The 15,321-nt window shown below is 52.0% G+C and carries 15 protein-coding genes, 1 tRNA gene and 1 pseudogene; 12 read left to right on the top strand and 5 right to left on the bottom strand.

Annotation, left to right across the window (positions count from 1 at the left end; genetic code table 11):
• The first annotated feature begins 191 nt into the window (after positions 1–191).
• The 7 genes from ACM5QY_RS04005 (at position 192) to ACM5QY_RS03975 (ending at position 5,620) form a co-directional block, all read left to right on the top strand.
• Positions 192–653, top strand: coding sequence for an antitoxin PaaA2 family protein (locus ACM5QY_RS04005; RefSeq protein WP_416119315.1), 462 nt, complete (start codon positions 192–194; stop codon positions 651–653).
• A gap of 3 nt (positions 654–656) precedes the next feature.
• Positions 657–935 (top strand): type II toxin-antitoxin system RelE/ParE family toxin, encoded by a 279-nt coding sequence (locus ACM5QY_RS04000; protein WP_416119313.1) that lies wholly within the window; start codon positions 657–659, stop codon positions 933–935.
• Between the two features lie 14 nt (positions 936–949).
• Positions 950–2,395, top strand: coding sequence for an alpha/beta hydrolase (locus tag ACM5QY_RS03995; RefSeq protein ID WP_416119312.1), 1,446 nt, complete (start codon positions 950–952; stop codon positions 2,393–2,395).
• Positions 2,396–2,481: 86 nt separating this feature from the next.
• Positions 2,482–2,946: a MarR family winged helix-turn-helix transcriptional regulator gene (locus ACM5QY_RS03990; RefSeq protein ID WP_416119310.1), complete on the top strand. Its 465-nt coding sequence runs from the start codon at positions 2,482–2,484 to the stop codon at positions 2,944–2,946.
• 137 nt (positions 2,947–3,083) lie between these two features.
• A complete protein-coding gene (locus ACM5QY_RS03985) occupies positions 3,084–3,506 on the top strand; it encodes an organic hydroperoxide resistance protein (protein WP_416119309.1) in 423 nt (140 codons plus the stop codon).
• Positions 3,507–3,763: 257 nt separating this feature from the next.
• Positions 3,764–5,443 carry a kdo(2)-lipid A phosphoethanolamine 7''-transferase gene (gene eptB / locus ACM5QY_RS03980; protein ID WP_416119307.1) on the top strand — a complete coding sequence of 560 codons (1,680 nt, stop codon included), beginning with the start codon at positions 3,764–3,766 and terminating at the stop codon, positions 5,441–5,443.
• A 100-nt stretch (positions 5,444–5,543) separates the two neighbouring features.
• Positions 5,544–5,620 (top strand) — tRNA-Pro (locus tag ACM5QY_RS03975).
• Between the two features lie 136 nt (positions 5,621–5,756).
• Here the strand turns inward: ACM5QY_RS03975 and ACM5QY_RS03970 are convergent.
• Positions 5,757–6,035: pseudogene (locus tag ACM5QY_RS03970) on the bottom strand (LysR family transcriptional regulator); the annotation flags it as partial.
• Between the two features lie 737 nt (positions 6,036–6,772).
• Between ACM5QY_RS03970 and dppA the strand changes: the two are divergent.
• The 5 genes from dppA to dppF all read left to right on the top strand — a co-directional run bounded on the left by dppA (position 6,773) and on the right by dppF (position 12,465).
• Positions 6,773–8,380 (top strand): dipeptide ABC transporter periplasmic-binding protein DppA, encoded by a 1,608-nt coding sequence (dppA, locus tag ACM5QY_RS03965; RefSeq protein ID WP_416119306.1) that lies wholly within the window; start codon positions 6,773–6,775, stop codon positions 8,378–8,380.
• Between the two features lie 101 nt (positions 8,381–8,481).
• Positions 8,482–9,501: a dipeptide ABC transporter permease DppB gene (dppB, locus tag ACM5QY_RS03960; RefSeq protein ID WP_416119305.1), complete on the top strand. Its 1,020-nt coding sequence runs from the start codon at positions 8,482–8,484 to the stop codon at positions 9,499–9,501.
• A 10-nt stretch (positions 9,502–9,511) separates the two neighbouring features.
• Positions 9,512–10,426, top strand: coding sequence for a dipeptide ABC transporter permease DppC (gene dppC, locus ACM5QY_RS03955; protein WP_104923794.1), 915 nt, complete (start codon positions 9,512–9,514; stop codon positions 10,424–10,426).
• A 10-nt stretch (positions 10,427–10,436) separates the two neighbouring features.
• Positions 10,437–11,462 carry a dipeptide ABC transporter ATP-binding protein gene (gene dppD, locus ACM5QY_RS03950; RefSeq protein ID WP_095923948.1) on the top strand — a complete coding sequence of 342 codons (1,026 nt, stop codon included), beginning with the start codon at positions 10,437–10,439 and terminating at the stop codon, positions 11,460–11,462.
• Entirely contained in the window at positions 11,452–12,465 is a 1,014-nt protein-coding gene (dppF, locus tag ACM5QY_RS03945) for a dipeptide ABC transporter ATP-binding subunit DppF (RefSeq protein WP_104923792.1), read from the top strand. The genes dppD and dppF overlap by 11 nt, the downstream gene beginning before the upstream one ends.
• Before the next feature lie 67 nt (positions 12,466–12,532).
• Here the strand turns inward: dppF and ACM5QY_RS03940 are convergent, their stop codons facing one another.
• The 4 genes from ACM5QY_RS03940 to bcsD all read right to left on the bottom strand — a co-directional run bounded on the left by ACM5QY_RS03940 (position 12,533) and on the right by bcsD (position 15,313).
• Positions 12,533–13,144, bottom strand: coding sequence for a mobile mystery protein B (locus ACM5QY_RS03940; protein WP_416119304.1), 612 nt, complete (start codon positions 13,142–13,144; stop codon positions 12,533–12,535).
• A complete protein-coding gene (locus ACM5QY_RS03935; protein ID WP_416119303.1) occupies positions 13,141–13,608 on the bottom strand; it encodes a mobile mystery protein A in 468 nt (155 codons plus the stop codon). The genes ACM5QY_RS03940 and ACM5QY_RS03935 overlap by 4 nt, the downstream gene beginning before the upstream one ends.
• Before the next feature lie 202 nt (positions 13,609–13,810).
• Complete coding sequence (locus ACM5QY_RS03930; protein WP_416119301.1) at positions 13,811–14,824, bottom strand: glycosyl hydrolase family 8; 1,014 nt, start codon at positions 14,822–14,824, stop codon at positions 13,811–13,813.
• Between the two features lie 9 nt (positions 14,825–14,833).
• Positions 14,834–15,313, bottom strand: a complete 480-nt coding sequence (gene bcsD / locus ACM5QY_RS03925; RefSeq protein ID WP_416119300.1) for a cellulose biosynthesis protein BcsD — start codon at positions 15,311–15,313, stop codon at positions 14,834–14,836.
• Positions 15,314–15,321: the final 8 nt, after the last annotated feature.

Raw genomic sequence — 15,321 nt, 5'->3', positions numbered from 1 at the left:
TGATTTATTATTTATCGGGCGAATGGGTTGCTCATTTGTTGCACCACGGACGGAATGCAACTGAACAAAAATGGGGCGATTTTGTGCGCGATGTCTCGCAAGAATAAGATTAAAGCCGTTTGTTGATTGAACCGGTATATAGTTGTCTGAATCGATGATTTATTATTGTTTGCAGAAAAGTGAGCGAATTTATGACACAGGAAACGATCGACCATTCAACACTGGCTTGTCTGGCAGAAGCAGGCGCGATTGGTCATCTCAATGTGACTGCACAACAAGGAGGGTGGACAATAATGATCAGATACGGCGAACATCAGCGCACCTTAGTGGCACAACGCAGTGGGAAAATACGGGTATTTAAGCGCTTCGACACGCTGGCAGCCTATCTTAAAGACATGGGGATAAATCAGTTTGAAGTGGATATTACCGACTATGATCCTGAAGGTAGCGGTAAAGGAACGCGGCCCGACCGATCGGCTGCATTGAAACGCGCCCATGAAGCGGCAGCTTTCGACGAAACGGCCTTTGACCTCTGGTTTCGCGAAAGAGTTAAAGAATCACTGGATGATCCGCGTCCCGCCATCCCGCATGAAGACGTTAAAGCTCAGTTTGCCGCCCGCAAAGAGGCATTGCTGAAAGGGCGGGACAAGTAACGGATGACGATCAAACAGGTATGGAAACCACACGCTCTGGAGGATCGCGAGCATATTTTCAACTATGTCTCGAAAGCACATCCGCATGCGGCCATTGAACTGGATGAGGAGTTTGATGCCGCCGCAGAACGCATTTTCCTGCGTCCGGATATGTACGTTGCCGGGCGGGTTGCCGGAACGCGCGAATGCATAGTGCATATGCACTTCAGAATGGTTTATTGCATCACGGAAACAGAAATTCAGATTGTCAGACTTGTACATACCGCTCAGCACTGGCCTTAGGAAAATACAAACTAATGCAATTCCGTCACCTCTTTGAACGCCTGAAAAAACTGTTATTGGCGGTTATCCTTATCGTGCTGACCTTGTTAGCGGTCCGCACTTACGACGCCTTACAGGGGCCGGCGCTGGAGCCGTGGCACAAACTGGTTCCTGATGAACTGAGCGCGTCACAGCTGGATAAAAGCGACTGGGCTGCGTATTTACGGGCCGAGCAACAGGCTTTTGTGGAAGTGAAGCAGCAGGTGACGGACAAGCTCGATGCTGAAGACCGTATTCCGCTGAACCGGTATTACGACCGCAGCCCGGTTTATCCTGAACACTTTGCGCAGGACTGGAACCGCTCATATGAGTTGATGCCTGACGGTAAACCGGTCGGCGCGGTGGTGTTATTGCACGGGCTGACGGATTCGCCCTACAGCCTGCGCCATATTGCAGAAGATTATCGTCGCCGTGGTTTTGTGGCGGTAGGCATTCGTTTGCCGGGGCATGGAACCGTGCCCGGCGGCCTGACGCGCGTTGACTGGGAACAATGGCTGGCGGCCACGCGGCTGGCGGTAAGAGAAGCGCATCGCGTGGCGGGTGAAAATGCGCCGTTGCAGATCGTCGGTTTCTCCAACGGCGGTGCGCTGGCGATGAAGTACACGCTGGATACGCTGGACGATAAATCGCTGGTGCGCCCGACGCGTGTGGTCCTGATTTCTCCGATGATCGGTGTTACCCGTTTTGCGCGATTCGCCGGCTATGCGGGCTGGCCGTCGATTTTTCCGGCCTTCGCCAAAACCGCCTGGCTGAATCTGATGCCAGAATTTAATCCGTTTAAATACAATTCTTTCCCGGTGAAAGCGGCGCGACAGTCTTATCTGCTCACGCAAGCTTTGCAACAGCAAATCAGCGAGGATGCGCAGTCCGGTAAGCTGACGCAGTTGCCGCCGCTGCTGGCTTTCCAGTCGGTGATTGATTCCACCGTCAGCACCCGCGCGGTGGTCACCGCATTATTTAATCAGCTTCCCGCCAACGGCAGCCAGCTGGTGTTGTTTGATATCAACCGCAGCGCTTACGTTGGCCCGTTGCTGCGGCCTGCGGCGGAAACTGCCGTTGAACGCCTGCTGCCTGCGCCTCCGCGCGCGTATCAGACAACGATTATCACTAACGCTTCACCGGATGAGGCCGCTGCGATTGCGCAAACCACGCTGGCGGCGCAAACCACGGTCAGCAGCAGCCCGCTGGGGCTGAATTATCCTTCTGAATTCTATTCGTTATCGCACGTCGCGTTGCCTTTCCCAACGGATGATTCGCTGTACGGGCGCAATCCGCAAGGCCCGGCGCAGTTCGGTATTCACCTGGGGACGCTGGCTGCGCGGGGTGAAAATGGCGCGCTGGTGGTGAGTATGGATCAGCTGATGCGCGTTTCCTCCAATCCTTTCTATCCGTATATGCTGAAAAAAATTGAAGTATTTTGAAGGGGATACGTTAAAAAGATCGGTTTTTGAGAGAATAATCATTAAAAGCGCTTGCGATAATATCGTGCACTATATATATTGAAAGCATGAAGACGAAAACAGACACCGACTTAACACACAGCAGCATGCTACATCTTGATCAACAGATGTGTTTCGCCCTTTACTCCGCGAATCTTGCGCTGCATAAGGTGTACCGCAAACTGCTCGGACAGCTAAACCTCACCTATCCGCAATACCTGGTGATGTTGGTTCTCTGGCAGCGTGATGAAGTGACGGTTTCTGATATCGGCGAAAAGCTGTTTCTGGATTCCGCGACGTTAACGCCGTTGTTAAAGCGTCTCGAAGTGGCCGGTTTGCTGATTCGTCAGCGTGCGAAAGCCGATGAACGTCAGGTGATTATCACCCTGACCCCTGAAGGCAAAGCATTACGCGAAAAAGCACAAAGTATTCCTGAAGCGATTTTTTGTGCCACAGAATGCAATATGGACGAAATTATTTCGCTCAAACAGCAACTTGAAGTGCTGCGCGGCCATCTTCAGGATAAAGCCTGAGAAGAATGATTCAACAAACGGAGCGGAAGACAACGTTTTTCAATCCGTTTGTGTGTGGCAAATAAGTAGTGTGCGATTAAATCGCATAATAAATTTAAGCATTTTCCCTACTCACTCTGATCGAAAAGGAACCAAACATGTCTATTGAAAACGTTGTATATCGTGCTCATGCCTCTGCAACCGGTGGTCGTGATGGTCGTGCGATATCTGATGATGGCATTCTGGACGTTAAGCTGGGTTTGCCAAAAGAAATGGGCGGCCTGGGCGGCGGGACTAACCCTGAACAATTGTTCGCAGCCGGTTATTCCGCCTGCTTCCTCGGCGCACTGAAAGCGGTCGCCGCGCAGGAAAAAATCAAAATCCCTGCGGATGCAAAAATTGAAGGCGCAGTCGGTATTGGCGCAATTCCTGGCGGTTACGGGATTGAAGTACAACTGGACATCACTCTGCCGGGCTTTGAACGCAGTGAAGCAGAAGCGCTGGTGGCGAAAGCACATCTGGTTTGCCCGTACTCAAATGCCACCCGTGGCAACATCGACGTGACGCTTAACGTGAAATAACACGCAGAATCAGCGCCTTCACCAGGGAGCTGTAAGTAAGACAATAATAAGAAAATCTCGGGGAGGCTTCGGCCTCCTTTTTCGTGGCTAAAACGAATTCAAAAATGTTCTCATCCCGCCTGCAAGGCACGGCCGACGCAGAACTTTCCGGAAGTTTGTATATAAACGTAATCTCGGCATAATCTGTGAACTCGTCTTATATAATCATGTCACAATGATTCCGAATCTTTCAAAAATTTTCCGGATATCCTAATTACATGAATAGAGTGAAGACTCTATCGCAGCAAAATATCTCTTTATTGTTAGCGATTTATATCGGTATTTTCCTTAACGTCTCGGTGTTCCAGCGCCGTTTCGCCGCGTTGATCCATCAGTTCACGTCAACTGAGCTGATCCAGGCGATCACGGAAGTGTGCGCCATCGTCCTGTTTACCTTCTTCGTGCTGCGTTTGCTGTCGCTCGGCGGAAAAATTTTTTTCCGCGTAGTAGCCAGTTTACTGGTGCTGATTTCCGTCGCCGCCAGTTATTACATGATGATGTTCAATGTGGTGATCGGCTACGGCATCGTAGCGTCCGTGATGACCACAGATGTCGATCTGAGCAAAGAAATCATCGGATTACCGCTGTTCATCTGGATGGTGCTGGTCAGTGCTTTACCGCTGGTCCTGATCTGGAAAAATGACCTGCGGCTGACGCTGATTGAGCAGATTAAAACGCCGGGGCAGCGGCTGCTTCCGCTGGGCGTGATGCTGGCGACGGTTCTGCTGGTCTGGCTGCCGTTGCGGTCGCTTGACCACGCGCAGAGCGTCAACGAGAAAAAAACGAACGTTGATTTGCCGAGCTACGGCGGCGTTGTCGCGCACTCGTATTTGCCGTCTAACTGGCTGGCGGCGTTGGGTTTGTATGCCTATACGCAGGTGGATGAAAGCCAGGATGCAGGCAATTATCTGGATCCGGCCAAAGAGTTCACGTATGTGCCGCCAGCTGATATCGACGATACCTATGTGGTGTTTATTATCGGCGAAACGACCCGCTGGGATCACATGGGGATTTTGGGCTACGAGCGCGACACCACGCCACTTTTGTCGAAAGAAAAGAATCTGGTGGCCTTTCGCGGAACGTCCTGTGACACCGCGACCAAGCTTTCGCTGCGTTGCATGTTTGTCCGCGAAGGCGGGACAGAAGACAACCCGCAGCGAACGCTGAAAGAGCAAAATATCTTTGCCGTGATGAAGTCTTTAGGGTTCACTTCCGAGCTGTTCGCAATGCAAAGCGAGTTGTGGTTCTACAATAACGCGGACACCAACAATTTCTCATTCCGTGAAATCATCGCCTCTGAGAAGCGCAACGACGGTAAACCGGTCGATGACATGCTATTGGTGAATGAATTACAGGAATCGCTGAAGAACTATCCCAAAGGCAAGCACCTGGTGATTTTGCATACCAAAGGTTCGCATTATATGTATTCCCAGCGTTATCCGCGCAGCTATGCCCGTTATACGCCGGAATGTATGGGCAACACCTGTAGCAAAGAAGAACTGATCAACGCCTTTGATAACAGCGTGTTGTACACCGATACCTTTATTGACAGCGTGATTGATCAACTGCGCGACAAAAAAGCACTGGTGTTTTATGCCGCCGATCACGGTGAATCCATCGACGAGAACTCGCACCTGCACGGCACGCCGCGTGAAATGGCGCCGCCGGAACAGTTCCGCGTGCCGATGATCGTCTGGGCCTCTGACCGTTTCCTTGAACAGGCCGACCATAAGCAGGCGTTTGAGCAGTTACAGGCGCAGCAGCGGGTGGGCGCAAAGAAACGCCATGTCGAGTTATTCGATTCGATTTTGGGTTGTCTGGGCTATACCTCGCCAGACGGTGGGATTAACCCGGCGAATAACTGGTGCGCAAAACCTCAGGCTGAACAGAAGCTTTAGGCGATTTTAGCGGCGTATCGGGTGATTAATGGTCAGTCAGCATTTAAGTTTTAAAAAGCCGTTGACGCTCTGAAACCGTCGCAGTAAGATGCGCCCCACTCGGCGAGTAGCGCAGCTTGGTAGCGCAACTGGTTTGGGACCAGTGGGTCGGAGGTTCGAATCCTCTCTCGCCGACCATATCCCAATCTGATGATGCAGTTAATCCTCAGACAGCAAAAAGCCCGCAGCCTTCTGGTTGCGGGCTTTTTGTTTTGTGCGAAGAAAAATCAGATGATTTCTTCCCTCGCTGATACGTAACGCATCGCAAATATCACACCGTTTCTTTCTTCTCATGCGCTCTGATCCGCAAATTACTCCTCAACTGTGCCATTGAATCCACCAGTTCGGCAGCGGTTTGCTGAAAGTCTTCGCCTTCCGGCGTCAGGCGTATCGGGTAGGTTTTGCGATCAAAAAGCGGGACACCTAACCATTCTTCCAGCTGTCTGATGCGGCGGCTCAGCGCAGACTGTGTGATGTTTCTTTCACTGGCGGCTCGCGTGAAGCTGTAGCAATGAGAGACGCTGAGAAAATCTTCAAACCACTTCAGTTCCATCCTAAAACCTTTGACGGGTGACAAGCTTCACAGTCTTGCAAGCTTGCAAGAAATACGCCAAGGTTTAAAAAACCATTAACATATTAGTTTCAATCCATTTCCCCCCTATACGGTCATGATGCTGGAAAAACAGTCGGAATTTGTATGGATAATCATCTGCACCACGATGGCGCATTTGCGCTATTTTGGGGGCTTTTCAGGGAACAGAGGCAAACTCTTTCCCTGACGAGTTAGCGCCGTTTGTCGCACTTCCCAGCATTTTCCGCTGGTTTTCACCCTGATCTCAAAAATAACCGTTCATATATTCATCATTTAGCCAGAAATTTTTAAGCTTTAAAAAAGGGCTAAATCCCCATTAATATTCTTTTACATAGAGGATTGTGTGGGTATTGGTGGTCAGAACTGAACATTCATCCTGCATTCGTTAATTAAATATTTTTTTATGTTTGTTTGCTGTTACTCACAGTCTGTGTAAATGCCTGATGGTTATATTGACGTCAAGGGAAGGAGTTGCCAAATTGATAGCCCCAAGGAAGACCAGTGATTATTTCCGGTAAGGTTTTGTAAAGCCAACTTTACAGAACGCAGGAAAAAAAATGGCAGTTCACCATGCTCTGGTTGGACTTATTGCAGCGCACGAGCAAACACAGTCACCCGCAAATAAAAATAAAGGGTGACGTGAGCTGTAAAACACAACACACACATCCACATCACCATTCATCAATGGAGCAGAAGCGATGACAATCTCTTTAGGTAAGTCGGGGCTACTGAAATTCAGTATGGGCCTGATTGCGCTGACCGTTGCGGCCAGTGTCCAGGCAAAAACGTTAGTGTATTGTTCCGAAGGTTCACCTGAAGGCTTCAACCCTCAGTTGTTCACCTCCGGCACCACGTATGACGCAAGCTCCGTGCCTATCTACAACCGTCTGGTTGAGTTCAAAATCGGGACCACTGAAATCCAGCCTGGTCTGGCAGAGAAGTGGGACGTTTCCGCCGACGGCAAAACGTACACCTTCCATCTGCGCAAAGGCGTGAAATGGCAGGACAGCAAGGACTTCAAACCGACCCGTGATCTGAATGCGGACGACATCGTCTTCTCCTTCGAACGCCAGCTGGATAAAAACAACGCTTACCACGGCGTTTCCGGCGGCAGTTACGAATACTTCGAAGGTATGGGCATGGGCGATCTGATCAACAAGATCGTGAAAGTGGACGACAACACCGTGCAGTTCGTCCTGAACCGCCCAGAGTCTCCATTCCTGGCTGACCTGGCGATGGACTTCGCTTCCATTCTGTCTGCGGAATACGCTGACAACATGCTGAAAGCGAAAACCCCTGAGAAAGTTGACCTCAATCCTATCGGTACCGGTCCGTTCCAGCTTCTGCAATACGAGAAAGATTCCCGTATTCTCTACAAAGCCTTCCCCGGCTACTGGGGCACCAAGCCGCAGATCGACCGTTTAGTCTTCTCCATCACGCCTGACGCGTCTGTGCGTTACGCGAAATTGCAGAAAAATGAATGCCAGGTGATGCCGTACCCGAATCCGGCTGATATCGCGGCAATGAAGAAAGATAAAACCATCAACCTGATGCAGCAGCCAGGTCTGAACGTGGGTTATCTGTCCTTCAACGTTGAGAAAAAACCACTCGATGAAGTGAAAGTGCGTCAGGCACTGACCATGGCTGTGAACAAAAAAGCCATCATCGACGCGGTTTATCAGGGCGCTGGTCAGCCCGCTAAGAACCTGATCCCACCAACAATGTGGGGCTACAACAAAGACATCGTGGATTACCCGTATGATCCGGTAAAAGCCAAAGAACTGCTGAAAGAAGCGGGTCACGCAGACGGTTTCACTATCGATCTGTGGGCAATGCCAGTACAGCGTCCGTACAACCCGAACGCACGCCGTATGGCTGAAATGATCCAGTCCGACTGGGCGAAAATTGGCGTGAAAGCCAACATCGTGACTTACGAGTGGGGCGAATACCTCAAGCGTGCGAAAAACGGTGAGCACCAGTCTGTGATGATGGGCTGGACCGGCGACAATGGGGACCCGGACAACTTCTTCGCCACCCTGTTCAGCTGTACCGCAGCAAAAGACGGTTCCAACTACTCCCGCTGGTGCTACAAGCCGTTTGAAGATCTGATCCAGCCAGCCCGTGCTGAATCTGATCACGCTAAACGTGCTGCGCTTTACCAGCAGGCTCAGGTTGTGATGCATGACCAGGCACCTGCGCTGATCATCGCTCACTCCACCGTGTACGAACCTGTTCGTAAAGAAGTCAAAGGCTATGTCGTTGATCCGTTGGGCAAACACCACTTCGAAAACGTAAGCATGGAGTAATAGCGCTTCGCTATTGAATCCACCTGTTAAGAGTTTTGTGAGCTACTAATAAGCCCGGAGCGCTACGGTTCTCCGGGCATTTTATACAGAGAGTACGGGATATGTTGCAGTTCATACTCCGACGTTTGGGGTTAGTTATCCCAACGTTTATCGGCATTACTTTGCTGACTTTTGCCTTCGTACACATGATACCAGGCGACCCGGTCACCATTATGGCAGGCGAGCGCGGTGTTTCCCCCGAGCGTCATGCCCAGTTAATGGCAGATATGGGGCTCGACAAGCCTCTTTATCAACAATATTTCCATTATGTGAACGGGGTGCTTCACGGCGACCTGGGCACGTCATTAAAAAGCCGCACGCCTGTCTGGCAGGAATTTGTGCCGCGCTTTAAAGCCACGCTGGAGCTGGGTATCTGCGCGATGATCTTTGCGATCATTGTCGGTATTCCTGTCGGGGTGCTGGCGGCAGTAAAAAGGGGTTCGATATTCGACCACACGGCCGTGGGAATATCGCTGACCGGCTATTCAATGCCCATATTCTGGTGGGGGATCATGCTGGTTATGCTGGTCTCTGTGCACTGGAATCTGACGCCCGTATCGGGGCGAATAAGCGATACCGTCTTCCTCGATGAGAGCCTGCCGCTGACTGGCTTTATGCTGATCGACACGCTGTTCTGGGGCGAACCGGGTGATTTCGTGGATGCCGTGATGCACATGATTTTACCCGCCATCGTTCTGGGCACCATTCCGCTGGCGGTGATTGTGCGTATGACCCGTTCTTCCATGCTGGAAGTGCTGGGTGAAGACTACATCCGTACCGCGCGCGCCAAAGGCGTCAGCCGTATGCGGGTGATCGTCATTCACGCCTTGCGTAATGCGCTGTTGCCGGTGGTGACCATCATCGGTTTGCAGGTCGGTACGCTTTTGGGCGGCGCCATCCTGACGGAAACCATCTTCTCCTGGCCAGGTCTTGGCCGGTGGCTGATCGACGCACTCCAGCGCCGCGACTATCCGGTTGTGCAGGGCGGGGTGTTGCTGGTCGCTACTCTGATCATCGTGGTTAACCTGCTGGTAGACGTACTCTACGGCGTGGTTAACCCGCGTATTCGCCACAAGAAATAAGGGGCGCACAATGTCTCAAACCACTGAGCCAGTCGCTAACGAGTTAGTGACGGCTGCGCCAGCGCCGATGCCGCCTTTGCGCGAATTCTGGCACTACTTCAAGCGTAATAAAGGGGCCGTCACCGGTCTGGTTTATATCATCATCATGCTGATCCTGGCGATTGGCGCGAACGTTATTGCCCCGCATGCGCCGGCTGAACAGTTCCGCGATGCGTTGCTGCGCCCGCCGGTCTGGATGCAAGGCGGCAGCTGGAAATTCCTGCTGGGCACTGACGACGTGGGCCGCGATATTCTCTCGCGTCTGATGTACGGCGCGCGTTTGTCGCTGCTGGTCGGTTGTCTGGTGGTGGTGCTTTCCCTGGTTCTCGGCGTGGTTTTCGGCCTGTTTGCCGGTTACTACGGCGGTATCGTGGACGCCATCATCATGCGTGTGGTCGATATCATGCTGGCCCTGCCAAGCCTGTTGCTGGCGCTGGTGCTGGTGGCGATCTTCGGCCCGTCGATAGTCAACGCCTCGCTGGCGCTGACGTTCGTCGCCCTGCCGCACTACGTCCGCTTAACCCGCGCGGCGGTGCTGGTGGAAGTGAACCGTGACTACGTGACCGCGTCGCGCGTCGCCGGTGCCGGTGCTGCGCGCCAGATGTTCATCAATATTTTACCTAACTGCTTAGCGCCGCTGATTGTTCAGGCATCGCTCGGCTTCTCCAACGCCATCCTCGATATGGCCGCATTGGGCTTCCTCGGCATGGGCGCACAGCCGCCAACGCCGGAGTGGGGCACCATGTTGTCTGACGTTTTACAGTTTGCTCAAAGTGCCTGGTGGGTCGTGACCTTCCCCGGTGTGATCATTCTGCTGACGGTACTGGCATTTAACCTGATGGGTGATGGCCTGCGTGATGCCCTCGACCCTAAACTCAAGCAGTAAGGGGTTGGAGATGGAAACAACATTAACGAATGACGTTCAGGTCGGTAAAACATTGCTGACCGTGGACAAACTCTCCGTTCACTTTGGTGACGAAGGTACGCCGTTCCGCGCTGTAGACCGTATCAGTTACAGCGTGAAGCAGGGCGAAGTGGTCGGGATTGTCGGTGAATCCGGCTCCGGTAAATCGGTCAGTTCACTGGCGCTGATGGGGCTTATCGACTTCCCTGGCAAAGTGATGGCGGAAAAGCTGGAGTTTGGTGGTCGTAATCTTCAGGGGATCAGCGAGAAAGAGCGCCGTCAGATTGTCGGTGCGGAAGTCGCGATGATTTTCCAGGATCCGATGACCAGCCTGAACCCGTGTTACACCGTCGGTTTCCAGATTATGGAAGCCATCAAGGTGCATCAGGGTGGCAACAAAAAGACCCGCCGTCAGCGCACCATCGACCTGCTGAATCTGGTCGGTATTCCTGATCCGGCTTCGCGTCTCGACGTATATCCGCATCAGCTTTCCGGCGGGATGAGCCAGCGTGTGATGATCGCGATGGCGATCGCCTGTCGTCCAAAATTGCTGATTGCCGATGAGCCGACCACCGCGCTCGACGTGACCATTCAGGCGCAGATTATTGAGCTGCTGCTTGAGCTGCAACAGAAAGAAAACATGGCGCTGATGCTCATCACCCATGACCTGGCGCTGGTGGCGGAAGCTGCGCATCACATCATCGTGATGTACGCCGGTCAGGTGGTGGAATCGGCCAAAGCCACGGAGATTTTCCGTGCGCCGCGCCATCCGTACACGCAGGCGCTGCTGCGTTCCTTGCCGGAATTTGCGGCGGATAAAGCCCGCTTGCAGTCATTGCCGGGCGTGGTGCCGGGCAAATATGACCGCCCGAACGGCTGTCTGCTGAACCCGCGCTGCCCGTATGCAACTGACCGTTGCCGTAAAGAAGAACCTGCGCTGCGTGACCTCGCGAACGGGCGTCAGTCGAAGTGCCATTATCCGCTGGATGATGCCGGGAGACCTACTTATGAGTCCTGATAACACCCAACCGCAGCCGCTGTTGCATGCGATTGACCTGAAAAAACATTACCCGGTGAAGAAAGGGATGTTTGCCCCGGAACGTACCGTCAAAGCGCTCGACGGCGTGTCTTTCACGCTCGAACGCGGGAAAACGCTGGCGGTGGTCGGTGAATCCGGCTGCGGGAAATCCACGCTGGGCCGTTTGCTGACCATGATCGAAGTGCCGACCGGTGGTGAACTTTATTATCGCGGGCAAGATTTGCTGAAACCTGACGCCACGGCGGAAAAGCTGCGTCGTCAGAAGATCCAAATCGTGTTTCAGAATCCTTACGGATCGCTGAACCCGCGTAAGAAAGTCGGTCAGATCCTCGAAGAACCGTTGCTGATCAATACCAAACTGACTGCCGCTGAACGCCGTGAAAAAGCGCTGGCGATGATGGCGAAAGTCGGCCTGAAAACCGAACACTACGATCGTTATCCGCACATGTTCTCCGGCGGTCAGCGTCAGCGTATTGCTATCGCCCGTGGCCTGATGCTGGACCCGGATGTGGTGATCGCAGATGAACCGGTTTCTGCGCTCGACGTTTCCGTGCGTGCGCAGGTGCTGAACCTGATGATGGATTTGCAGCAGGATCTGGGGCTGTCTTACGTCTTCATCTCTCACGATTTGTCCGTTGTGGAACATATCGCTGACGAAGTGATGGTGATGTACCTTGGCCGCTGCGTGGAGAAAGGCTCGAAAGACGCCATCTTCAGCAACCCGCGCCATCCGTACACACAGGCGCTGCTGTCCGCCACACCGCGTCTGAACCCGGACGAGCGTCGTGAACGTATCAAACTGACCGGTGAGCTGCCAAGCCCGCTGAACCCGCCAGCCGGTTGCGCGTTCAACGCCCGCTGCCGCCGCGCGTTCGGCACCTGCAAGCAGTTCCAGCCACAGCTGAAACAATACGGTGACCAGCTGGTTGCCTGTTTCGCCGTCGATCAGGATGAAAACGGAACCACGCAAACCGTCGCGTAATTCTGGCTGATCTACAGAAATGACAAAGCCCGCGAAAGCGGGTTTTTTTGTGGGGCCGGGAGTATCACTATGTCCCTGTAGCAAATTTTATAAGCGGGTCATATTCGCCAATGTCGGCTCTTCGCAGCGCAAGAATATACGCCGCGCGATGTTTATCAGGGGAGACTAACTCTCCACCGGAATTACCCCAGTTGAAGAAACTGCTCCCTAATGATTTGCGCAGGACATCGCAAAATATGCGGGAATGCCTGCCATTACCGTTTGGAAATGGATGGATCCAAACGATATCTCTGTGAACTCTCAGGCAGGTTTCATCGGTGGAACAGATATCGTTTTCTATCCAGAAGACCGCATTATCCAGCACATTCCTTACCTGTGTTGAAATGGCATGAGGAGGGGTGTTTCCGATATTAACTTCTCTTCTCCTGAACTGACCCGCCCATTCCCATGTTTTGTCGAACATATTTCTGTGCAATTGTATGCAGAAATCCACGGTGAGTATGTGCGAGTAGGTTAGCTTCTGCTTGCTGAGTCTGGTTAACGCACTTTGAATATTCAACTTCTCAAACTGATTGAGATCTTCTCTTGTATCGATGTAATCAGGGATTAAACCGACAAGGTCATCAGGGCTCAGTTCCGTTGCCCCATCTGGGAGATCTCTGTTGATATTTTCGCTCATTTTTCATCCCAAAAATCACGCGGCCATTTTTCCAGCAGGTCACTTTTAATTTTATCCTGAGTGGCGTTCTGGAAATTTTTTGATGTCGGTTGCTGCTCCAAAGACATATGTATTTCGGTGTATTGATTCAGAAACTTTGCTTTTTTTTCCGCTTGTCGTTCTCTTATCGCCTTAAGTGTCTGGCTCTGTTTGGGGACTAGAAAGTACACGAGTTCGCAATCCAGACCTTCAGCCACTTTTTCCAACGTGTTTAGCGTCAGAGAACCGTCTGCCTCTCCTTTTTCAATCAGTGATATCCGCGACTGACTGAGTCCGCATCTTTCACCGAGTGCGCGTGCACTCATTCCAAGCGTCGTTCTGATGAGCTGTATCCAGCCTTTCCTGGGCCGCTTAACTTTACGCTGAGGTTTTGTTTCATCGAGAAGGTTATCTACCTGTTTGATTTTTAGCTCTTTATCCCACATGGCGTCACCTTTTAATTGTATATATGCAATAAATCATCGAATATTTTATTGTATATATACAATAGATTTTGATAAATTTCATTGTATATATACAATGAAATGCGAATTATTTTATTGCATATATGCAATTATTTAGACGTTCTTTCTCATAAAAAAAGCCCGTCAGCTTTCACCGACAGGCTTTTTTACTGCAATAAATCCCTTAACCTTTATGACTCGCCCACCAGCTCAGCAGCTGAAGGCTGGAAGAATAATAGTCATCCTTCGGTGCCAGAGTCGGGCTGATGGCACTGGCGTTGGCCATGGTGAAATCACGGATGGCTAACAGACCCGGCGACATGTTGTAGCTGGCTTTGGTGCCGGTCATGACGTCAATCCAGGCGGGCGTCGTATTACGCGGCGATTTCTGCCACCAGAGAATGAACGGAGCCAGCTGCGGGCTTCCCGGGTGTGCCCAGCCGAGATACAGCGGGATACGCACGGCGTCGTAGCTGAAACGCGTTGGCCAGCGGGTGGCCGGTTTCATCGTGCCGTCTGCCTGAATGTCCACCCAGTCTGTCGGTAAACGGAATTCACCAAAAGCCATTTTGCTGAGCATTGCGGTGCCGCTTTCATCGAGTTGTTTCCACACTTTCAGGTGACTGCGTTCGAAGAACGCCTGCCAGGCCGGGAAGATGAAATATGACGGGTTGACCGTGATGTTGCTGGTCTGATTAAAGCCTGATACGCCCGGCAGCATCACTTTGTAGCCTGCGTAATCAATTACAGTATGTTTGAGCAGCGCGGCCTGCAATTTGTCAGAAGCCTTCGTGTAGCGGGATTCATTCCATTTATCCCCCGCCAGCAGCAGCGCCCAGGCGATGAGCACATCGCCGTCAGAGGCATTATTTTTATCCGTAACATGGACACTGTTATTCGGGTCATAGCGCCATGAATAGAGGCCAATATCGTTACGGTAAAGCGTTGTGTTTGCCCACTGCCACAGTTTGTCGAATGTCGCCTGATCGTCATTGAACACGGCCAGCAGCATGCTGAAACCCTGTCCCTCTGTATGGCTGACGTTTTTGTTGGCAGTATCAATAATTCGACCATCTGGCATCAGAAAGCGACTTTTATAAGCCGACCAGCCGGCATCCTGCGCCATTACTGAAGAACTGAAAAATGCAACAATAAGGCTGAACCACAGCACGAGGCTGCAGCGCCGAAATAACCCCATATAAATTCCTTACAAACCATTTTGATAGCGGAAAACGAAGGCGCCTTCCGGTGTGTTTTCCTGCCAGCGCAGAGGAACATAGGGCTGCCCGCCTTGTGATAACAACCATTCAGCATACAGACCTTCAAACAACGAAATCAGGGCGATGCGCCACAATTCGTCATCCTGTCCTTGCGGGGAAACCGGCCAGGCAATGTGCACCAGCGCCAGTTGTTGCTGAGTGGCTTCGAGCTTCACCACACCCCAGTCAAAATGGCTGAGAATATGGTTAATGTTATCTTCCAGTTCACCCAGCGTCGAAGAGGCCGGTAACGCATGCTGACGCGCCAGATTATTGCCCATCAGTGTGATAAAACGACGGCCATCTTCATCGTCAGCGGATGCCAGAATACCTGAAAATAGCACCTGCACCAGGCTTTGCCAGCCTGGTGTGGTGAGACGCTGGCGGTAATACTCCTGCGCAACTTGTGCATAGTTTTGTTCTTGCATGGTTTTAT

The sequence above is a fragment of the Rahnella sp. PCH160 genome (genome assembly GCF_047784855.1).
Classification (GTDB): Bacteria; Pseudomonadota; Gammaproteobacteria; order Enterobacterales; family Enterobacteriaceae; genus Rahnella.
This window is presented reverse-complemented; position numbering and strand designations above follow the sequence as displayed.